Below are 22983 nucleotides of genomic sequence, written 5' to 3' on the forward strand. Positions count from 1 at the left end.
ACAACTTTATCTACTAAACAAAATGTCTGAAAACCTAACTATTAAAAAACTACTTGTAGCGAACCGAGGCGAAATTGCCATCCGTGTTTTTAGAGCAGCTACAGAATTAAAAATCAGTACAGTAGCCATTTACACGTACGAAGACCGTTATTCCTTACACAGGTACAAAGCCGATCAAAGTTTTCAAATTGGAGACGACTCGGAATCCTTAAAACCTTATCTAGACATTGAGGCAATTATTAAAGTTGCCAAAGAAAACCAAGTGGACGCCATTCATCCAGGTTATGGATTTTTGTCTGAAAACGTCGATTTTGTTAGAAGATGTCAAGAAGAGAACATTATTTTCGTCGGACCAAGAGCCGAAGTAATGCTACAATTGGGAGACAAAGTTGCCGCTAAAAAAGTAGCGATGGCTATTGGAGTGCCACTTATCAAAGATTCAAAAATTAATTTAGAAACCGTTGAAGACGCCTTATCTCAAGCGAATGAAATTGGTTTTCCAATTATGCTAAAAGCAGCAGCTGGCGGAGGCGGAAGAGGAATGCGCGTTGTTCAAAATGAAGAACAAATGAAAATGGCTTTTTTTAATGCGAAAAGTGAAGCCTTAAAAGCATTTGGAAATGATACAGTTTTTATCGAAAAATTTATAGATAATCCAAAGCACATTGAAGTTCAGATTTTAGGAGATAACCATGGAAATGTAGTGCATTTATATGAAAGAGATTGTTCTGTTCAAAGACGTTTCCAAAAAGTAATTGAAATTGCACCTTCGATTTTAAAACAAGAAACAAAAGATAAACTTTATCAATATGCGATTAACATTGCGAAATATGTCAATTATAATAACGCAGGAACGGTTGAGTTTTTAGTGGATAAAGAAGAAAATATCTATTTTATTGAGGTTAATCCAAGAATTCAAGTAGAACACACTATAACTGAAGAAATTACCGGAATTGATTTGGTGCGATCTCAAATTATTATCGCGGCCGGACATCCATTAACACACAGTCAGATATTTATTCACCAACAAGAAGATATTAAATGTAACGGTTGGGCGATTCAATGTAGAATCACCACAGAAGATCCAGAAAACGATTTCAAACCAGATCACGGAACCATAATTGCCTACAGAAATGCTGGCGGTTACGGAATTCGTTTAGATGAAGGAAGTTGTTATTCTGGTGTAACGATTTCGCCATTTTTCGATTCGATGTTAGTAAAAGTATCTTCAAGCGGTCGAACTTTAAAAGGCGCTTCTGACAGATTAAAAAGAACCTTACAAGAATTTAAAATTAGAGGTGTAAAAACCAATATTCCGTTTTTAATTAATGTTATGGAAAATGACATTTTTAGAAGCGGTGAAACAACCGTAAATTTTATTCCTAATAATCCACATTTATTAGTTCCGAAATACGAATATTCTAAAGATAGAGGTACAAAATTGTTGAAATATTTGGCCGAATTAAAAGTAAACGGACATCCAGATGTGAAAACGTATGATGCAGATAAAGTTTTTAGAAAAGCATTAATTCCTTCAGAAACTACAACGGAATATCCAAAAGGAACTAAGGATTTACTTAACGAATTAGGTAGAGATAAATTTATCGAATACATCAAAAACGAAAAGAAAATATTTTATACTGATACGACACTTCGTGATGCACACCAGTCGCTTTTTGCAACACGTTTGCGTAATCACGATATTTTAAAAGTAGTGGAAGGTATGGCTAAAAATGTTCCTCAATTATTTTCATTGGAAGTTTGGGGTGGCGCTACATTTGATGTTACGATGCGTTTTCTCCACGAAGATCCATGGGAACGTTTGCGCATGATTAGAAAAGCCGCTCCAAATGTTTTACTTCAAATGCTTTTTAGAGGAAGTAATGCCGTTGGTTATGCTGCTTACCCTGATAATGTTTTAGAACAATTTATCATCAAAAGTGCCGAAAATGGAATAGATGTTTTTAGAATTTTCGATTCTCTAAACTGGATTGAAGGCATGACGCACAGTATTAAAGTGGTTAGAGAAAAAACCAATTCAATAGCCGAAGCGTGTATTTGTTATACTGGAGATATTTTAAATCCAAACCGACAAAAATTTAACCTTCAGTATTATATTGATTTAGCTAAAGAACTAGAAGCTGCTGGTGCGCACATGATTGCGATTAAAGACATGGCTGGATTGTTAAAACCTTATGCTGCCGAAATTTTAATTAAAGAATTGAAGAAAAATATCTCAATTCCAATTCACTTACACACGCACGATACATCTTCGATTCAGTCAACGACATACGTTAAAGCAATTGAAGCAGGTGTTGATGTGGTTGATGTGGCGTTGGCTTCGATGAGCGGACTTACATCGCAACCAAATTTCAATTCGCTTGTTGCGGCGCTACAAGGAACGGAAAGAGAAAATCCAATTAATTTGAAAAAATTAAACGAGTATTCTAATTATTTTGAAGTCGTTAGAGAATTCTATTATCCTTTTGAAAGCGAACTAAAAGCAGGAACAGCTGAGGTGTATGATCATGAAATTCCAGGCGGACAATATTCTAATCTTTTACCGCAAGCTCGTGGTTTAGGTCTAGAAGATAAATTCGAAACAATAAAGGAAAATTATGTTGTGGTGAATGAATTGTTCGGAGATATTGTAAAAGTAACGCCGTCTTCAAAAGTGGTGGGCGATATGGCTTTGTTCATGACATCCAACAATTTAACCGCACAAGATGTGATGGAAAAAGGCGATACTTTGGCTTTCCCAGAATCGGTAAAACAATTGTTTAGAGGCGATTTAGGTCAGCCTTTTGGTGGTTTTCCGAAAGAACTTCAAAAAATGGTTTTGAAAAACGAAAAACCGTACACCGAAAAACCAAACACACATATAAAACCAGTTGATTTTGATTTAGAATTAAAGAAACTTCACGAAAAATTCGACGACAAACTAACCACGGAAGATTTGTTGTCATACATTATGTTTCCAAAAGTTTTTGAAGATTTTTATACGTTTAGAAAATACTTCGGTCGTGTAGAAAAATTACCTACACCAAGTTTCTATTATCCGATGAAACCTAATGAAGAAATCATTGTGAATATCGATTCAGGTAAAAACATTTTGGTTAAGTTCAGATATATGGGCGAACCAAATGAAGATGGATTCCGAGAAGTATTCTTCCAAATCAATGGTCAAACGCGAAATATTGTGGTTAAAGATAAAGCTGTAAAATCATTAAAAGCGGCTCATGTCAAAATTTCTGGACCGAATGATGTTGGCGCTCCATTACAAGGAAGTTTGCTTAAAATACTAGTCAAAGAAGGTGAAGAAGTTGAAAAAGACACACCTTTATTTGTCATAGAAGCCATGAAAATGGAAACTACGGTTTGTGCTCCTAAAAAAGGAGTGGTTTCTAAAATTTTATTGAACGAAAAATCAATGGTAGAACAAGACGATTGCATTATTCAATTGAAATAATTGGCGACTGATTAAGAATAAAAAAAGCTGTTTCAAACGTTGAAACAGCTTTTTTCTTTACATTTATACCATTGTAAACACAGCTATTTCTTTTTATGGATAATAATGCGCCTATTTTCAAAAAACAATATTATCCCATAAACGACATTTTGTACGGTTATCTTGAAAAATATAAAAGATTAACCAAAACAAATGTTTTTTATGACGATTTGTTGCGTTTTCAAGGTTCGGTTGTGGTGTACGATAAAGAAGGAGAAGACACACTTTGGGTAAGAACCTATTATAACGAATATGAAACTATTGAAATAAACAATAGTTTAAAAAGAATCTACACGCTTTTACATTCCGATGGTGATGAACGTAATTTACAATTCTTAAATGTCGATCATATTGATTTTTGCACTTTTGGTAATTCGAAACCTTTCCGAATCAAAATCAGAAATATTCTGAATGATAATTACACGCATTTTTACATCAAAAAAGCCGACGCTTCGCGAATATTTGGACTAGAATTAGAAGATATTTTATCGCCAAATAGAATTAATTATCTGGTTTTTAAAGACACACTTATTGAAGAACATATTGTTGGAATTCCAGGCGACGTTTTTCTAGATAAACACCTAAAAAATTGTACCGAATCTGAAAAAGCTCAAATTGCCAAAGAATTTGTGAAGTTTAACGAAAGGTGTATGATTGGCCTTTTAGGCGACATGCGTTCCTATAATTTTGTGGTGATTCCTATTTACGATTACGATCATATCGTGTTTAAAATTCGCGCTATCGATTTTGATCAACAATGTTATGAAGGCAATTTCAAGCTATACAAACCACATCTTTTCAAAGAAAATTTTCCTTTTTATCAATTGGTAAACGACAAATTAAAAGAAAACTCGATTGAACAATATCAAAACGAAGAACGTTCCATTTTAGTAAAACGATTGGTGGGTTCAGAAGAACGTTTAAATGATTTATTGACTGCCATGAAATCTATGGAATTATCGCCAAAAGAAAAATTAGAGCAACTTAAAATGGACACGTATAAATTCACTTTGGATATCAATTTTAAAAAAGCAAAATCAATGGGAGAAATTATTGAAGCGGCTTTAAATTTTATGAAAAGAAATTACAAAAGTGATAATCAATAATACCAAATTCAACTCTAAACAACGGGCAATTGTAACTTCTTTCGTATCGAATAAATTCGAATCGTAGCCGTTACCAACACACAAATAATCATACTAATTTCGTGATTGATTTTGAAAAATTCCATTGCTAAATATAAAGCACCACCAATTAAACAAGCTGTGGCATAAAGTTCTCCTGGTTTCAATAAATTCGGTACAGAATTACATAAAATATCGGCCAATAATCCACCAAAAGTTGCCGTAATTACACCCATTATCAACGCATAACCTTCGCTAATTCCAGCTTGAAGTGCGACTTGTAAACCTACAATTGTAAAAAATCCAATTCCAAACGCATCGGTCCAAAAAAGTAATTTTTTTATCACTTTGAAGTCTAACTTGAAGAAAAAAGTTACGATGGTTGCAATCAAAACTAAAATGATGGCAAAATTATCATTAATCCAGCTCACAGGCCGAATTCCAATTAATAAATCGCGTGTAGTTCCGCCGCCATACGCCATTACGAAAGACAAAATTACCGCGCCAATTAAATCGAAACGTTGGGTTCTCGCTTTTAAAACGCCAGTCACCGCAAAAACAAATATTCCTAAGTAAGATAAAATCGGTAAAATTTCCACAGCAAAAAATAAAAGGGATTAATACGTAAACAAAAATAGAGATTTTAATACTATCTCAATAAAAAATAAATTCCAATAATGTTTATAATAAAAATGAACATAAAACGCCACATAAAAGTAGCTTTTGAAATTTTATGTTTAAAAACTAAAACAGCAAACATTCCTCCAACTGCACCACCAATTGTTGAAACTGTAAAAAGCTCTTTTTCAGGAATTCGTCTCTTGTTTTTTATTGCTAAAAATTTATCAAACCCAAAAAGAAAAAAACTGACGACATTAATAGATAAAAGATAAAGTAAAAAGAGTTTCATTTATGATTTAATTATTCGCACAAAGATAGTATTTTAGCATCTTTATTTATACAAAATGACTACAATTCAATTCATACAAACTCAAACCAACATTGCTGTAAAAAGCATTGAAAGTACACTTCAATTATTAAATGAAGATTGTACGATTCCGTTTATTTCTCGTTACCGAAAAGACCAAACAGGAAATTTAGATGAGGTTCAAATTGAGCAAATTGCCAAACTAAATAAGCAATTTATCGAAATCGTAAAAAGAAAAGAAAGCATCTTAAAATCTATAGAAGAACAAAATGCACTTACGCCAGAATTGAAACAAAAAATTGATAATTCTTTCGATTTACAAGAATTGGAAGATTTCTATTTACCTTATAAAAAGAAGAAAAAAACCAAAGCCGACACCGCTCGTGAAAACGGATTGGAACCTTTGGCGAAAATCATTATGAGTCAAAAATCTGATGATATTGAGTTTTTAGCTTCGAAGTATTTAAACGATAAAGTTGTCAATGAAGATGAAGCTTTACAAGGCGCTCGCGACATTATTGCCGAATGGATTAATGAAAATATTTTCATTAGAAAATCGTTACGAAGAACATTTCAGCGTAAAGCAGAAATCACGACTAAAGTCGTAAAAACCAAAAAAGATGACGAAGCCGCTCAAAAATTTAATCAATATTTCGATTGGTCTGAAAACGCAGCCAAAACGCCATCACATAGATTATTAGCGATGTTGCGTGCCGAAGCCGAAGGTTTTATCAAGTTAAATGTAGGTTTAAATGACGATGATAAAGCTGAAGTGATTCGTTTTATGGAAGATAATTTAATAAAAACCAATAACGATTGTGCGCCACAAATTGAAAAAGCAATTAAAGACAGTTATAAAAGATTGTTAGAACCTGCGATTTCAAATGAAACCTTACAAGAAGCGAAAACTAAAGCCGACATCAAAGCAATTGATGTTTTTGCAGAAAATTTACGTCAGTTATTATTGGCACCACCTTTGGGTGAAAAACGAATTTTAGCGATCGATCCAGGTTATAAAAGTGGTTGTAAATTGGTTTGTTTAGACGAAAAAGGCGATTTATTAAATAACGAAACGGTTTATCCACACGCGCCACAAAACGACAGCGCGATGGCGATGAAAAAAATCCGTTCTATGGTGAATGCCTATAATATTGAAGCCATTTCTATTGGTAACGGAACGGCGTCTCGTGAAACCGAATTTTTCATTAAGAAAATTGCTTTTGATAAACCACTTCAAGTATTTGTGGTTTCTGAAGCCGGAGCTTCTGTTTATTCGGCGAGTAAAATTGCGCGTGACGAATTTCCAAATTATGACGTAACGGTTCGTGGTTCGGTTTCTATTGGAAGACGATTGTCGGATCCGTTAGCGGAATTGGTGAAAATCGATCCAAAGTCAATTGGAGTCGGACAATACCAACACGATGTCGATCAAAATAAATTAAAAGACCAATTAGATGCTGTGGTGATGAGTTGCGTAAACGCGGTCGGAATTAACGTGAATACAGCAAGTAAATCGTTGTTGAGTTATGTTTCTGGAATTGGTGAAAAAATGGCAGAAAATATTGTCGCTTTTCGTTCTGAAAATGGTCCGTTTGAAGACAGAAAACAACTGAAAAAAGTACCGCGTTTGGGTGAAAAAGCGTACCAACAAGCGGCGGCTTTTATCCGAATTAAAGATGGAAAAAACCCGTTAGATAATTCGGCTGTTCACCCTGAAGCGTATGCGATTGTTGAAAAAATGGCGAAAGATTTAGGAATTAAAACTCATGAATTAGTCGCAAATAAAGAAAAAATTACGCAGATTTCACCTGAAAATTACATCACTCCAGAAATCGGAATTCTAACTTTAAAAGACATTTTAAAAGAATTAGAAAAACCGGGATTAGATCCAAGAAAAGCGGCAAAAGTTTTCGAATTTGATCCGAATGTTCGCACGATAAAAGATTTAAAAACCGGAATGATTTTACCAGGAATTGTGAATAACATTACCGCATTTGGCTGTTTCGTTGATATCGGAACAAAAGAAAGTGGTTTGGTACATATTTCACAATTAAAGGCAGGTTTCGTTTCTGATGTGAATGAAGTCGTAAAACTACACCAACACGTTCAAGTCAAAGTCGTTGAGGTTGATGAAGCTAGAAAAAGAATTCAGTTGACGATGGTACTATAGAAATTCCAAAAAACAGAAAATCCCAAATCCCAAGGTACTTCGACATGCTCAGTATGACATTGGAATTTGGGATTTTATAGTTTTATAAAAAAGCTTCCCACATAAACATATTTTTTTGGCGAGTATTTTCTTCTTTATCATCGCCGTAAGTCCACCAATCTTTTGTTTTTTCAGTAATTAACGTTTTTAATTCGGTGATTGTGTATGTTTTTTTGGCTTCTAGAGGTTTAATTTCAGTAGCTTTCTCTCTATTTAATGTAACTTTAGTTGCCATGTAAGAAGTGTATAATCTTGGAATAGTTATACCTAAAATCATACCTGGTAACCCATTTACAGAACAAGGTCCACCAGTAATAGTAATTTCATCTGTATAAAAAGCAAAAACATATACATCGTTCATGATTTTACCTACTGCTTTACGGCAATTATATCCTGCAATTTCTCGGTTTTCGTTGGTTAATCGCCATTCTATATTGGCTATACTATCGTTAATAATAATTTTTGTACCAAAAATTTGTTTTTGAATGTTCATTTTATTGCTAGTAAAATCGAAATACCAAATACTTTCCTCGTCATCTTCTTTTTCATAATTAGGAATTCTTGTTTTTTCACTCCATCTATCAAATTTAAAAATACTTTTATTGTCTTCAAAAGTATAGATATAGTAAGATGTTTTAAGATCAGATATATTTTCTTTAATCTGTTCTGTCCAACTATCATTACTCATTTTCTTTTTTAAATTGGTATTTACTTCAAATTCTATAACAGCTTTATCTATAAATTGTTGTGCATAAGAATTCGCTGTGAATAGTAAAGCACTGATGTATACAACTATATTTTTCATTAATTTTCAGGTTGAGGTTTGATTTCGTTTTTGTTTTTAAAATTCCAAGTAAAACCAATCATAGCATATCTTTTTAATCGGTCATTTTGTTCTTCGCTAATTACATTTCCGTTGTTATAACGTTCTATTCCAATGTTTTGGTTTAATATATCGCGAACCATAATGTATGCTGTAAACTCATCATTTTTAAACGTGCGTTGAAATCTTGCGTTCCATAACTGATTGGTTAAATTGTTTTGAAAATCTTCCGTTTTTTGTCTGGTAAATAAATTATAATCACTAGATAACTTCCATTTTTCAGTAAAATAAACACTAAAATTAAAACTTAAATTATTGGTGTTAAATGATTTTATTTCACTGTTTATAGTTGTACTATTTCTATTGTTTGAAAATCTGTTTCCTATTGAAATATCATACTTTTTTTCTTTATTTCTAGAAAAATTAATATCAAAACTTGAACCTAAATTTTTAGTATCATTTTCTATATTATTAATACTAATAACTGATTTTCTGTAGTTTATAGAAGGTGATACGTTTATATTTAAGTCTATTTTTTTAATTTTAAAACCTAAGCCTAAGTAATAGTTACCAGAATAGTTTCCGTTGGTATTTATTGCTTTAGTTGTTGTTTTTGCATCATCAGGATTAATATCTCTATTATTAGAGATTTGATTAGTAACTGTTCTAAAACTTATTCCTTGATACATGTAAATTTCAGACATCATGTTATAGCTATTTTGGTTTAAATTAAAACTATTTGTAAAGGATTGTTTTAAATCTGGATTTCCAATTACTTGATTAAAAAAATCTTGATTATTAAGTACTGGTTGTAATTGATCAATAGTAGGTTGTGTTGTAAAACCGTTATATGATAAACGGATACTTGAATTACTCTTGTATTTATATGTAAAATTTGCAGAAGGAAAAAAGTTAGTGAAACTTTGGTTGTATTGTTTATTTAAAGTTTGATCTAACAAATCAAAAGTTGTAAATCCAAAACCACTACCAAAACCATAGTTAATTTTTTTAGAATTATAGCTTAATTTTAAACTTGGCCTATTTGTTATGATTTTTTGTTTAAAATTATTTGATAAGGAATTTACAAACACATCATAATTATCTGTAGTAGAGTTAAATTCAAAGGTAGATTGTTTGTTTATACCTGAATTTAAATTTATTTGATACCCAAATTCTAAAGCAAATTTTTTGCTTAAAGGTTCCGTATAACTAAATTTTGTAGTTAAACCTTGTGTTGTCCTTTCGCCAATTTTATTTTGATTTATATTAATATTTGAAGTCAATATTCCTGAAGTATAACTTTCGTTATCAGATAATAAATAATTATTTGAATTACTGTTTAATTTATTCCAGTTTATATTTATAGAAAACGTACGTCTAGCTTTTGCAAATTTATGTTTAAACAAAACATTTGCGGTTAATGCATTTTTATCCGAATCGGTATTTAAATTTACTTTACTTTTATTTTTTAAAACACCGTTTTCATCTGTTGTATTTCCGTTCGTAAAATCATAGCTATTTGTGTTGTAAAAATTGGTTTTTGTAGAAAACTTAATCGTGTTCATAGAATCTATTTTTACATCATACGAAACGTTTAGTTTATAATTGGTTCTATCAACATAACTAGATGTTTCTGAATTTTCATTTAATTGCGATGCGCCAATTTGTCTTTTATTTGATCTAATTCTTTTGTTGTTATAGATTTGATTGTTAAATTTTGGTGATAAATTTAAGGTTTGCTTGTCGTTCCATTTATTACTGTATTGCATACCAGCATTAGTGTTTTTAATGTATCCATTTTGAGTATCAACAAAAGGTTCATCATCATCATTTCCTCCGCTCCACATATAATTCATATTGCCGTCATCATCCATGTTTACAGACATACCATCATTATCTCCATATTTATCTCTATCTTCCCAACTTAAGCCATCTTGACCTGTATTTCCGTTTAATAAAAAAGCTGAAATTTTTCGTTTACTTTTAAATGAACTTAATAAAACGTTACTATTATATCTTGAATCAATATCTTTAATTGGTCCACCAGCAGCATCAATTTTACCAAAAAAACCTTTTTTGGCTTCTTCTTTAAGTTTAAGATTTATGGTTTTTTGAGTATTACCATCATCAATTCCAGTAAATTCTGCCTGATCACTTTTTTTATTAAAAACCTGTACTTCTTTAACTGCATCGGCTCGTAAGTTTTTTACTGCCATACCTGGATCGTCTCCAAAAAACTCTTCGCCATCGACTAAAACTTTTTGAACTGTTTCACCCATAGCTTTTATATTTCCGTTTTTGTCAACTTGAATACCAGGTAGTTTTTTAAGCAATTCTTCAACATTCGCATTTTCACCAACTTTAAAGTCGCTTGCTTTGTAACTTGTGGTATCTCCTTTTATCCGTATAGAACCTACTTTACCTTTCACCAACACTTCTTGAATGACTTTACTTTTGCTTAAAAGTGATATGTTTCCGAAATTATTTTCTCCATCTTTTAGAATTACTTCATCAACATAATCGGCATATTGATTATGAAAAGTCATTAATATGTACTTTTTAGTAGTAATATTTTTAAGTTGAAAATTCCCATCTTTATCAGATCTCGTAAAACGATGTAAAACCGAATCTTTTTCAGTTAATAGGGCAACTACAGAATTTTGAACAGGATGTTTATCTTCATCAATTACAACACCTTTTAGAGTTGATTTTTGGGAAAAACTAAAGAGAATAAAAAACAAGGCAAGGAAAGAGAATTCTTTTTTTAACATAAAAAGTTTTAATAATTGTTTTGGTAAAGGTTGATAACGTAGTTTTTTGATTAAACGTATATTTTTAAAGAATATTTTAGTCATATTTTTTGATAGATAAAAAACAATTGTTGTTATATAATGGTTAGACAGTACTAACAGGTTTAATATAAAGTAGTTTTCAGAAAACACATTCAGTTGACGATGATTATAAAATTTATCTGTTTTACCACTTAAAAACAGATATATTAACCCAAAATTTCCCCGTGAGATTTTGGGTTTTTTGTTTTTCATAAAAATGAAGAATGCGTTTTCAGCAAAAATTTACTCCAAATCCTGAAAATCAATCTTTTAAAACGTTAATTTCCTTCAATTTATTTAAAAATTACATTATTTGTCTTTCAAAACAATATAAATCAGATATAATATCTTTTTTAATTCATTAAAACAATACAAAATATCTTTATTTGTATATATTTGCAAAAAAATTACAAATGTTTACTATTCAGGTTGCTACGAAACATCACTTTGATTGGGCTGCAAAAATTTGCGAAGAAATGGAATCCTCTGCTAAAATTAGAGGAACAGGAATTGCAAAACGGTCGCCCGATTATATCAAGCAAAAGATGGAAGAAGGAAAAGCGATAATTGCTTTAACCGAAGACCATCGATGGGCTGGGTTTTGTTATATCGAAACGTGGCAAAATGAAGAATATGTGGCGAATTCCGGTTTAATTGTAGATCCAAAATTCCGTCAAGGCGGATTAGCAAAAATGATAAAAGCTAAAATTTTTGAATTGTCGAGAACCAAATTTCCGAATTCTAAAATTTTCGGACTAACAACAGGCTTGGCGGTCATGAAAATCAATTCGGAATTAGGGTATCAACCGGTTACGTATTCGGAATTAACAAATGATGAACAATTTTGGAATGGTTGTAAAAGCTGTGTCAATTATGAAATATTAAAAAGTAAAGATTTCAAAAATTGCCTTTGTACAGCCATGTTATATGTAAATAATAATAAAGAAAAAGAAGATGCAAAAAGAGAAGATAGTATTAGCATATAGTGGTGGTTTAGATACCACGTATTGTGCGGTGTATTTGAGTAAAATTAAAAAATACGAAGTACATGCCGTAACCATAAATACAGGAGCTTTTTCAGAAAATGAAATCCTAGAATTAGAACAAAAAGCCAAACAATTGGGTGTGGCTTCCTATAAATGTATTGATGTTCGTGAAGCATATTATAACGAATCTATAAAATATCTAGTTTTTGGAAACGTCTTAAAAAATGGCGTTTATCCTTTATCTGTGAGTGCTGAAAGAGTTATTCAAGCGCAAAGTGTGGCAAAATATGCACTTTCTTTAGGAATTAAAACGCTGGCTCACGGAAGTACTGGAGCTGGAAATGATCAGGTGAGATTTGATATGATTTTCAACCATCTTATTCCAGATGTGACGATAATTACACCTATTAGAGATAATAAATTAAGTAGAGAAACGGAAATAGAATTTTTAAAATCTCACGGAGTGGAATTCAATTTTGTTAAAGCGAAATACAGCATTAATAAGGGAATTTGGGGAACTTCTGTTGGAGGAAAAGAGACGTTAAATTCACAAGAAAATTTACCAGAAGAGGCTTGGCCAACTCAAGTAACTGAAAAAGAATCTAAAGAAGTTACGCTTGGTTTTAAAAATGGCGAATTGATTTCGGTTAATAACGAAACATTTGTGCATCCGGTTCAAGCGATAGAATATTTACAAGAATTGGCGCAACCTTTTGGAATTGGAAGACATATTCATGTGGGCGATACGATTATTGGAATTAAAGGAAGAGTTGGTTTTGAAGCCGCAGCGCCAGAATTGATTATCAAAGCACATCATTTGTTAGAGAAACACACGTTAACAAAATGGCAATTATTTTGGAAAGAGCAATTGTCAAGTTGGTACGGAAACTGGCTTCATGAAGGACAAATGCTCGATCCAACGATGCGTGATATTGAGGTTTTTTTAAATAATACACAAAAAACAGTAACAGGAGAAGTGTATATCACTTTGTTGCCTTACAGATATGTTTTGAACGGAATAAAAAGTAACCACGATTTAATGTCGGATGCTTTCGGTTCTTACGGAGAAATGAATAATTCTTGGTCAGGTGAAGATGTAAAAGGGTTTACCAAAATTTTTGGAAATCAAACTTCTATCTACCATAAGGTAAATCAAACAGTACAACATGAACAAAATTAAAATAGGAATTATTGGAGGTGCCGGTTATACGGCGGGTGAATTATTGAGAATTTTAATTCATCATCCGATGGCTGAAATTGTATTTGTACACAGTAAAAGCAATTCTGGTAATAAGATTTATGATGTTCACGACGATTTATTTGGCGATACGAATTTGGTGTTTAGCAACCATTTTCACAACGAAGTGGATGTAGTTTTTTTATGTGTCGCTCACGGCGAATCAAAAGAGCTGGTGAAACAATTCGATAATTCGATAAAAATTATTGATTTGAGTCAAGATTTCAGATTGATTTCTGACGGAAATTCTTTTGTTTATGGCTTACCAGAATTAAATAGAGAAGTAATTAAAATAGCACAACATGTAGCAAATCCAGGGTGTTTCGCAACAGCAATTCAATTGGCATTATTGCCTTTGGCGGAAAAAAAGCTGTTGCAAAGTGATGTTCATATTACTTGTATAACGGGTTCAACGGGAGCAGGACAATCTTTAAGTGAAACGTCTCATTTTAGTTGGAGACAAAATAATTTATCGGTGTATAAAGCTTTCACACATCAGCATTTAGCAGAAATCGGACAAAGTATTGTTTTTGCACAACCTGATTTTCATCACAGTATTAACATGATTCCACAAAGAGGTTCATTTACAAGAGGAATTATGGCTAGTATGTATTTGACTTGCGAAAAATCATTAGATGATATTCAGAACATATTTGAAAAGAAGTATGAAAAGCATCCTTTTGTATTTGTTTCGAAAAAGAATATTCACTTGAAACAGGTAGTAAACACGAACAAATGTTTGTTGTATTTAGAAAAACAAGACGATAAATTATTGATTGTAAGCATCATCGATAATTTACTAAAAGGAGCTTCAGGACAAGCAGTACAAAACATGAATTTGCTTTTTGGTTTGGAAGAAACCATGGGCTTAAAATTAAAACCAAGCGCATTTTAAAATGGAAAATATAGTAGAAGAAAAAACGAGTCTTTTTGATGTATATTCAATTTTTCCGATTGAAATTCAAAAAGCATTGGGTTCTAAATTATGGGATAATAAAGGAACTGAATACCTAGATTTATATGGTGGTCATGCGGTAATTTCTATCGGACATAGTCATCCAGAATATGTTACTGCGATTACCAAACAGTTGAAAAACATTGGTTTTTATTCGAATTCAATCGAAATCAAATTGCAAAATCAACTCGCACAAAAACTTGGAGAACTTTCAGGATACACAGATTACAATTTATTTCTATGTAATTCTGGAGCTGAAGCGAATGAAAACGCATTCAAACTAGCTTCGTTTTATAATGGAAGAAAAAAAATAATCGCTTTTAAACAAGGCTTTCATGGAAGAACTTCTTTGGCAGTTGCGGCTACAGATAATCCAAAAATTGTCGCACCAATTAACGAAAATCAAAACATTATTTTTCTGCCATTAAACGATATTGAAGCTTTTGATAATGCTTTTGATGAAGAAATATCTTGCGTGATTATCGAAGGAATTCAAGGTGTTGGAGGTATCAACATTCCGGATGCAGAATTTTTACAACATTTAGAAAAAAGATGTAATGAAAAAAACAGTATTCTAATTCTGGATGAGGTACAATCGGGTTACGGAAGAACTGGGAAATTTTTCGCACACCAACATGCCAATATCAAACCTCATATTATTACCATGGCGAAAGGAATGGGTAATGGTTTCCCAGTTGGAGGTTTGTTGATAAGTCCAACCATTGAAGCTCAAAAGGAAATGTTGGGCACGACTTTCGGCGGAAACTATTTGGCTTGTGCTGCAGCAATTTCAGTACTAAATGTGTTGGAAAAAGAACACCTGATTGAAAACGCTTTAGTCTTAGGAGATTATTTGAAAGAAGCTTTTTTAGATATTCCTCAAATTAAAGAAGTTAGAGGTTTAGGATTAATGATTGGAATTGAGTTGGATCAACCGTGTGCGGAAATTCGAAACACATTATTATCAGATTTCAAAATATTTACGGGCTCTTCCAGTAACAAAAATACGTTGCGTATTTTACCTTCTTTAGCTGTAACTATAGAGGAAATTGACCAATTTATTCATGCATTAAAAGACATTCTAAAATGAAACAATTTATATCCGTTAAAGATGTTGAAAACCCCAAACAACTGTTAGAAGATGTTATAAATTTAAAAAATAACGAAAAATTTTCCACAATTGGAAATAATAAAACAATTGGTTTAATTTTTTTCAACTCCAGTTTACGTACTCGTATGAGCACTCAAAAAGCAGCGCAGAATTTAGGCATGCAAGTCATGATGATTAATGTGAGTAGCGACAGTTGGAAGTTAGAATTTCAAGATGGTTCTGTGATGAGTGGAGATTCGGTGGAACATATAAAAGAAGCGGCAGCCGTAATGGGTTTGTACTGCGACATTTTAGCGATTCGTAGTTTTCCTTCATTAGTAAATAAGCAAGAAGATTATTCGGAAGAAATACTAAATAAGTTCATCAAATATTGCAAAGTTCCAGTAGTGAGTTTGGAATCGGCGACTTTACATCCGTTGCAAAGTTTAGCGGATATGGTTACGATTAAAGAACATCAAAAACAAAGCAAACCGAAAATTGTTCTGACTTGGGCGCCGCATGTAAAACCGATTCCACAAGTTGTGGCTAATTCGTTTGCACAATGGGCATTGGCTTGTGAACACGATTTAACGATTACGCATCCAGAAGGCTATGAACTGAGTGAAGAATTTACAAATGGCGCAACCATAGAATACGACCAACAAAAAGCGCTTGCAGAAGCCGATTTTGTGTACGTAAAAAACTGGTCGTCTTTTACAGATTACGGAAAAGTATTAGATGTGAAAGATGATTGGTTGCTTAACGAAGAAAAAATGAAGGAAACAAACAGTGCTAAAATTATGCATTGTTTGCCTGTTAGAAGAAATTTGGAATTATCCGATGAATTAATCGATGGTGAAAATTCGTTGATTTTGGCTCAAGCCGAAAACAGAGTGTTTGCCACTCAAACTGTATTAAAAAAAATAATAGAAAATATAATGTAATCATGCAAAGCTTACAAATCATAAAAATAGGAGGAAATGTTGTTGATGACGCGGTTTTATTAGACCAGTTTTTATATGATTTTGCGCAAATAAAAACACCAAAAATCTTAATTCATGGCGGCGGAAAAATCGCTACTGAGTTGGCTCAAAAACTGAACATTGCACAAACGATGATTGAAGGAAGAAGAGTTACAGATTCAGAAACTTTAAAAATTGCAACAATGGTGTATGCTGGTTTAGTAAATAAAAACATTGTGGCTAAACTTCAATCGAAACAATGCAATGCGATTGGATTGAGTGGCGCTGATGCGAATGTAATTTCTGGAAAAAAAAGAAATCATCCAACAATAGATTTTGGATTTGTAGGCGAAATCGTTACGATAAATACCAAGCAAATTATCCGTTTCATTCAGCAAGGAATAACTCCTGTTTTTTGTCCGATTATTCACGATTCGGAAGGCACATTATTGAACACGAATGCGGATACAATTGCGACTCAAATTGCAATCGATTTATCCAAAACTTATCAAGTAGATCTTAGTTTTTGCTTTGAGAAAAAAGGTGTATTACAAAATCCAGATGATGACGAATCGTATATTCCAGTGATAAACCGACCCGAATATGAACAATTAAAAACGAGTAAAATTATTTCTAACGGAATGATTCCAAAATTAGACAACGCCTTCGAAGCCATCAACAACGGAGTCAACAAAGTTTTACTTTATCACGCCAATCAACTAGCCACATTAGAAACAAATTTAATTGGTACACAATTACAACAATAAACAAATGGAACAACTTAAAAACGAAGTTATCGTCTTATTACAACAATTAATTTCCATTTCTTCTTTCAGTAAAGAGGAAGATAAAACGGCGGAATTAATCGAGCAATTTTTTACACAAAAAGGAATAAAAACCAACAGATTGTTAAATAATATTTGGACTAAAAATAAATTTTTCGATGCGAGTAAACCCACCATTTTACTGAATTCTCATCACGATACGGTTAAACCGAACAAGCAATATACTCGAGATCCATTCAGTCCAAATATTGAAGATGGTATTTTATACGGTTTAGGCAGTAACGATGCGGGCGGACCATTAATTTCATTAGCAGCGTGTTTTTTACATTTTTACGACAATCCGAATTTGAACTTTAATTTAATCTACGCCGCTACAGCTGAAGAAGAAATTTCAGGGAACAACGGAGTGGAAATTCTATTGCCTGAATTAGGAGAAATTTATTTTGGAATTGTAGGCGAACCGACGAAAATGGATATTGCCATCGCCGAAAAAGGTTTGTTTGTTATTGATTGCATCGTACACGGAAAATCGGGTCATGCTGCAAGAGAAGAAGGTGAAAATGCGATTTATAAAGCGCTAAAAGACATTGAATGGTTTAAGAATTACGAGTTTCCAAATGAATCGGAGATGCTTGGAAAAGTAAAAATGACTGTTAGTATTATCAATGCTGGAAGTCAACACAATGTGGTTCCTGGAACGTGTCAATTTACTGTAGATATTCGAACCACAGATAAATATAACAATCAAGAAGTGTTAGAAATTATTAAGAAACATGTTTCGTGTGAAGTCATTCCGCGTTCCACCCGATTAAATCCTTCTTATGTGTCTGAAGACCATCCTTTGGTACAAGCCGGAATTAAAATTGGAAAAGAAACTTATGCTTCGCCAACGACTTCTGATCAAGCTTTGATGCCTTTTAAAACGTTCAAAATGGGACCTGGTGATTCTGCTCGTTCACATACAGCTGATGAATTTATCCACATCAGTGAAATTAAAGAAGGAATCGATTTATACATTCAATTATTACACACATTTAACCAACAATTCGATGAAACTTTGGCAAAATAATAACGAAAAAACAGATACAACCATCCAAAAATTGGTAGAGGATTTTACGATTGGTGAAGATAAAATATGGGATTTGTATTTAGCAGAATCAGATGTTAAAGGATCGATAGCACACACCACAATGTTGAAAGATATTGGTTTAATTAGCGAGAAAGATTTAGCGACAATTCATGAAGGCTTAAACGACATTTTAATTTCGATTCAAAAAGGAGAATTTAAAATCGATGAAAGTGTGGAAGATGTGCATTCTCAAATTGAAATTATGTTGACGGAAAAAATCGGCGACATAGGTAAAAAAATTCACGCTGGCCGTTCTCGTAACGATCAATCTTTGTTAGATATTAAGCTGTTTATTAAGGAAGAAATTAAAACTATTGTTAAAAAAATCGAACCCGTTTTTGAAAAATTATTGTTTCTAAGTGAAAAGCACAAAGCTGATTTATTACCAGGATATACGCATTTTCAATTGGCCATGCCTTCTTCTTTTGGACTTTGGTTTGGCGCTTACGCGGAGAGTTTAAGTGATGATTTAGAATTGTTAACCGCAGCGTACAATGTTGCTGATAAAAACCCGTTAGGTTCAGGAGCAGGTTATGGTTCTTCTTTTCCTTTAAACAGAGCACAAACTACCGATTTATTAGATTTTAAAACGATGAATTATAATGTGGTTTACGCGCAAATGACCAGAGGAAAAGTGGAGAAAGTTACCGCCATGGGTTTGTCGGGGATTGCTAGCACGCTAACAAAATTAGCAACAGATGTGTGTTTGTATATGAACCAAAATTTCGGATTTATTAGTTTTCCTGATGAATTGACAACAGGAAGTAGCATCATGCCACACAAGAAAAACCCAGATATTTTCGAGTTAATAAGAGCCAAATGTAACAGAATTCAAGCACTTCCGAATGAACTAACCATTCTTACGAATAACTTGCCATCGGGTTATCACAGAGACATGCAATTGACTAAAGAATGTTTGTTTCCAGCGATAATTACGTTAAAAGAATGTTTGGACATGTTGTTGGTAATGCTTGAAAACATCGTTATTAAAAAAGATATTTTACAAGATGAAAAATACCTAAACTTGTTTACTGTGGAAGAAGTAAATAAATTGGTGCTTCAAGGAATTCCTTTTAGAGATGCATATTTAGAAATTTCAAAAAGAGTGAAAAACAATACTTTTGAAACCAATGTTTTAGAAGTAAATCACACTCACGAAGGAAGTATGGGTAATTTATGCAATACTGAAATTTCTGAATTATTTAAGGAGCAATTAAAACGATTTAAATAACAATTTAATCTTCAGATAAAGGATAAATCGTTTCATTTTTTATCATGCTCATCACAATATTACTGTGGTATTGACCAATATTAGGAATATTTGCCAGTTTATTAATGATAAAGTCATTATAAGATTCAATGTCTCGGGTTGCGATTTTCAACATATAATCGTAAACCCCAGACAAACTGGTAATTTCCATAATTTCAGGAATGTCAATAATAATATTTTCGAATGCTAATAAATGTTCCTTAGATTGCATTTTTAGCGTAATGTTACAATAGGCAAATAATTTTATTCCCACTTTATATGGATCTAAAATTGCAGCTCTTTTTTTAATAACACCTAAATCTTCAAGATGTCGTATTCTTTCATAGGTAGGCGAATATGACAAACCAACTAACGCAGCCACATCTTTAACAGAAATGGTACAATCTTTTTGTAAAACATTAAGTATTCTTGCGTCAATTTTATCCATACATATGTTGTTAAATAGAAAAAAGAGTAATAAAATTACTCTTTAGTTTCTTCTTCTTTTTTAGTAACAGGTGCTTCATCTTCACCTTTAGCAGCTTTTTTAAATTCCTTGATTCCACCACCAAGTCCTTTCATTAATTCTGGAATTTTTTTACCTCCAAAAAGTAATAAAACAACTGCGATAATGATAATCCATTCAGTACCACCAATTGTACCTAAAGTCATATATAAAGAATTCATTTTCTTTGAGTTTAATATATTAATACTGCAAATGTACTACAAAAAAATAAATTTTAAATTAATTTAACTTAATTTTCTATTCCTCTCTAAACCTAACAAAATTGCTATATTTGTATAAAATCAGGTTATATGTCTCAAAAAAGACTAAAATTTCAAGCGCTCAAGCAAAAATTATTAAGTAAAAGACGTTTCATTATCTATAATGAAGACACGTTAGCAGAATCTTTTTCGTTAAAATTAACCATAATGAATGTATTTGTCGTAGCCACTTTAGGCGCGATTTTAATCATTTTTGTAACCACTTTTATTATTGCTTTCACTCCTTTGAGAGAATATATTCCAGGTTATGCTTCTACAAAATTGAAAGAACAAGCGACTTTATTAACCATAAAATCCGATTCACTTTTAAAAGTGACGAAAGAAAATAACGCGTATATCAATTCGGTAAAAGCCGTTTTAAATGGCGATTTGGAATATGCGAAATTGAATAAAGATTCCATTCAAGTTGCTGAAAATCTTAATGAAGAGATTAACACATCCATTTCAGAAAAAGAAAAAGAACTGAGAAATGAAGTCGCTAACGACGATAAATACAACGTGTTCGACAAATCAGAATCCAAAGTTTCTTATGTGTTGTTTGCTCCCGTTTCTGGGAAAATCACAAAAAGTTATAATGTAGCTTCTAAAAATTTAGGTGTAAATATCGCCGTAGCGAAAGGAACACCAGTTAAGTCAATCGCTCCTGGAACCATCATTTTTTCGGAATGGACACCGTCAAGCGGATTTGTAGTAATCATTCGTCATCAAGATGAAGTTTTATCGGTTTACAAGAATCTTTCTTCGGTAACGAAATCTTCTGGAAGTAGTGTAAAGTCTAGTGAAGTGATAGCAATTTCTGGTGATAATGCTTCGCAAAACCAAATCCATTTTCAATTATGGAAAAACGGAATTCCAATAAATCCTATTCAATTTATCAATTTCGAATAACATGTCAATAAAAGCAATTGCCGCCAAAATATTAGCCAAAAAAACACACGCTCAAACTCAAAAATGGGTCAATAATCCTGTTGCAACTCAGCAAAAAGTTTTCGCAAATTTAATCCGTCAAGCGGAAAAAACACAGTTTGGAAAGGATCATAATTTTTCGAATATCAAATCATTTCAAGATTTTGCCAAGCATGTTCCAGTGCGAGATTATGAACAATTGAAATCGTATGTAGAGAAAGTTGTCGCTGGAGAATCAGACATTTTATGGAAAGGCAAACCTTTATATTTTGCTAAAACATCAGGAACAACTTCAGGTGCGAAATACATTCCGCTAACGGCAGCATCGATGCCGTTTCATATTCAAGCTGCCAAAAACGCTATTTTGAGTTACATTCACGAAACGGGTAAAGCCGATTTTGTAGATGGAAAAATGATTTTCTTACAAGGAAGTCCAGAAATGGAGGAAAAAAACGGAATCAAATTAGGTCGACTTTCTGGAATTGTAGCGCATTATGTTCCAAAATATTTACAAAAAAACCGCTTGCCAAGTTGGGAAACTAATTGTATTGACGATTGGGAAACTAAAGTCGACGCGATCGTTGAAGAAACCTTTCATCAAAATATGTCGGTGATTTCAGGTATTCCAAGTTGGGTGCAAATGTATTTCGAAAAGTTAAAAACGAAAGCAAATAAACCAGTTGGTGACTTGTTTAAAAACTTCAATTTGTTCATTTATGGTGGTGTAAATTATGAACCGTATCGCGCCAAGTTTGAACAATTAATCGGCAGAAAAGTCGATTCAATTGAATTGTTTCCAGCATCCGAAGGTTTTTTCGCCTATCAAGATTCTCAGAAAGAAAAAGGCATGTTGTTATTATTAAATTCAGGTATCTTTTATGAGTTTATAAAAGCAGATGAATTTTTTACAGAAAACCCTAAAAGACTGACAATTAAAGAAGTAGAAATTGGTGTAAATTATGTTTTGATTATTTCTACCAACGCCGGACTTTGGGCATACAATATTGGTGATACTATTGCGTTTACCTCTACAAAACCATATCGAATTATCGTCACAGGAAGAATCAAACATTATATTTCCGCTTTTGGCGAACATGTTATTGGTAAAGAAGTGGAAACCGCTTTGCAAAATGCGATTTTTGGAACAAATATTAGTGTTAACGAATTTACAGTTGCGCCACAAATTAATCCAAAAAACGGTTTACCTTATCACGAATGGTTGATAGAATTTGATTCGGAACCAGAAGATTTAGAAGCTTTTGCATTAAAAATTGACGGAGAAATGCGCCAACAAAATGTGTATTACGACGATTTGATAAAAGGTCATGTGTTGCGAACGCTTGTGATTACAAAAGTGACAAAAAATGGCTTTCAAGACTATATGAAATCGATAGGAAAATTAGGCGGACAAAACAAATTACCACGATTGAGCAACGATAGAAAAATTGCCGATTTTTTTGAAGTGTAAATGAAGA

The 22983-nt window shown here is 32.6% G+C and carries 19 protein-coding genes; 13 read left to right on the top strand and 6 right to left on the bottom strand.

Going from position 1 to position 22983, the window contains the following annotated elements:
* Positions 1–22: 22 nt before the first annotated feature.
* A complete protein-coding gene (locus BMX42_RS06950; RefSeq protein WP_091311155.1) occupies positions 23–3469 on the top strand; it encodes a pyruvate carboxylase in 3447 nt (1148 codons plus the stop codon).
* A gap of 95 nt (positions 3470–3564) precedes the next feature.
* On the top strand, positions 3565–4614 hold the full coding sequence (locus tag BMX42_RS06955; protein WP_091311159.1) for a hypothetical protein: 1050 nt from the start codon (positions 3565–3567) through the stop codon (positions 4612–4614).
* 14 nt (positions 4615–4628) lie between these two features.
* Here BMX42_RS06955 and BMX42_RS06960 read toward each other — a convergent pair whose 3' ends face one another.
* Complete coding sequence (locus tag BMX42_RS06960; RefSeq protein WP_091311162.1) at positions 4629–5231, bottom strand: trimeric intracellular cation channel family protein; 603 nt, start codon at positions 5229–5231, stop codon at positions 4629–4631.
* Positions 5232–5281: 50 nt separating this feature from the next.
* The gene (locus BMX42_RS06965) at positions 5282–5542 is read right to left on the bottom strand and encodes a DUF1294 domain-containing protein (RefSeq protein ID WP_091311166.1); all 261 of its coding nucleotides are present in this window, start codon (positions 5540–5542) and stop codon (positions 5282–5284) included.
* Between the two features lie 55 nt (positions 5543–5597).
* On the opposite strand from BMX42_RS06965, the gene BMX42_RS06970 reads away from it, so the two are divergent.
* Positions 5598–7730, top strand: a complete 2133-nt coding sequence (locus tag BMX42_RS06970) for a Tex family protein (protein WP_091311168.1) — start codon at positions 5598–5600, stop codon at positions 7728–7730.
* Positions 7731–7812: 82 nt separating this feature from the next.
* Here BMX42_RS06970 and BMX42_RS06975 read toward each other — a convergent pair whose 3' ends face one another.
* Positions 7813–8574 (bottom strand): GLPGLI family protein, encoded by a 762-nt coding sequence (locus tag BMX42_RS06975; RefSeq protein ID WP_091311171.1) that lies wholly within the window; start codon positions 8572–8574, stop codon positions 7813–7815.
* Positions 8574–11363 (bottom strand): outer membrane beta-barrel protein, encoded by a 2790-nt coding sequence (locus tag BMX42_RS06980; protein ID WP_177169135.1) that lies wholly within the window; start codon positions 11361–11363, stop codon positions 8574–8576. Before BMX42_RS06980 ends, BMX42_RS06975 begins: the two co-directional genes overlap by 1 nt.
* A 473-nt stretch (positions 11364–11836) precedes the next feature.
* On the opposite strand from BMX42_RS06980, the gene BMX42_RS06985 reads away from it, so the two are divergent.
* The 8 genes from BMX42_RS06985 to argH are packed head-to-tail and all read left to right on the top strand — an operon-like array spanning position 11837 to position 19798.
* A complete protein-coding gene (locus tag BMX42_RS06985; RefSeq protein ID WP_218141442.1) occupies positions 11837–12409 on the top strand; it encodes an N-acetyltransferase in 573 nt (190 codons plus the stop codon).
* Entirely contained in the window at positions 12378–13589 is a 1212-nt protein-coding gene (locus tag BMX42_RS06990) for an argininosuccinate synthase (protein WP_091311178.1), read from the top strand. The genes BMX42_RS06985 and BMX42_RS06990 overlap by 32 nt, the downstream gene beginning before the upstream one ends.
* Positions 13576–14541, top strand: a complete 966-nt coding sequence (gene argC / locus BMX42_RS06995; RefSeq protein ID WP_091311181.1) for an N-acetyl-gamma-glutamyl-phosphate reductase — start codon at positions 13576–13578, stop codon at positions 14539–14541. The genes BMX42_RS06990 and argC overlap by 14 nt, the downstream gene beginning before the upstream one ends.
* A gap of 1 nt (position 14542) precedes the next feature.
* Positions 14543–15691, top strand: a complete 1149-nt coding sequence (locus tag BMX42_RS07000) for an aspartate aminotransferase family protein (RefSeq protein WP_091311184.1) — start codon at positions 14543–14545, stop codon at positions 15689–15691.
* On the top strand, positions 15688–16635 hold the full coding sequence (locus BMX42_RS07005) for a Rossmann-fold NAD(P)-binding domain-containing protein (protein WP_091311188.1): 948 nt from the start codon (positions 15688–15690) through the stop codon (positions 16633–16635). Before BMX42_RS07000 ends, BMX42_RS07005 begins: the two co-directional genes overlap by 4 nt.
* A gap of 2 nt (positions 16636–16637) precedes the next feature.
* On the top strand, positions 16638–17420 hold the full coding sequence (argB, locus tag BMX42_RS07010; RefSeq protein WP_091311191.1) for an acetylglutamate kinase: 783 nt from the start codon (positions 16638–16640) through the stop codon (positions 17418–17420).
* Positions 17421–17424: 4 nt separating this feature from the next.
* Positions 17425–18507 (top strand): M20 family metallo-hydrolase, encoded by a 1083-nt coding sequence (locus BMX42_RS07015; RefSeq protein ID WP_091311763.1) that lies wholly within the window; start codon positions 17425–17427, stop codon positions 18505–18507.
* Complete coding sequence (argH, locus tag BMX42_RS07020) at positions 18488–19798, top strand: argininosuccinate lyase (RefSeq protein WP_091311195.1); 1311 nt, start codon at positions 18488–18490, stop codon at positions 19796–19798. The genes BMX42_RS07015 and argH overlap by 20 nt, the downstream gene beginning before the upstream one ends.
* 4 nt (positions 19799–19802) lie before the next feature.
* On the opposite strand, the gene BMX42_RS07025 is transcribed toward argH, so the two are convergent.
* Positions 19803–20264, bottom strand: a complete 462-nt coding sequence (locus BMX42_RS07025; RefSeq protein WP_091311198.1) for an Lrp/AsnC family transcriptional regulator — start codon at positions 20262–20264, stop codon at positions 19803–19805.
* Positions 20265–20299: 35 nt separating this feature from the next.
* Entirely contained in the window at positions 20300–20503 is a 204-nt protein-coding gene (locus tag BMX42_RS07030; RefSeq protein WP_091311201.1) for a Sec-independent protein translocase subunit TatA/TatB, read from the bottom strand.
* A 129-nt stretch (positions 20504–20632) separates the two neighbouring features.
* Here BMX42_RS07030 and BMX42_RS07035 point away from each other — a divergent pair, with 129 nt between their 5' ends.
* Together BMX42_RS07035 and BMX42_RS07040 are read left to right on the top strand one after the other, a co-directional pair.
* Positions 20633–21490: a murein hydrolase activator EnvC family protein gene (locus BMX42_RS07035; protein WP_091311205.1), complete on the top strand. Its 858-nt coding sequence runs from the start codon at positions 20633–20635 to the stop codon at positions 21488–21490.
* A 1-nt stretch (position 21491) separates the two neighbouring features.
* A complete protein-coding gene (locus BMX42_RS07040) occupies positions 21492–22976 on the top strand; it encodes a GH3 family acyl-acid amido synthetase (RefSeq protein WP_091311208.1) in 1485 nt (494 codons plus the stop codon).
* Positions 22977–22983: the final 7 nt, after the last annotated feature.

The organism is Flavobacterium terrigena (assembly GCF_900108955.1).
Classification (GTDB): Bacteria; Bacteroidota; Bacteroidia; order Flavobacteriales; family Flavobacteriaceae; genus Flavobacterium; species Flavobacterium terrigena.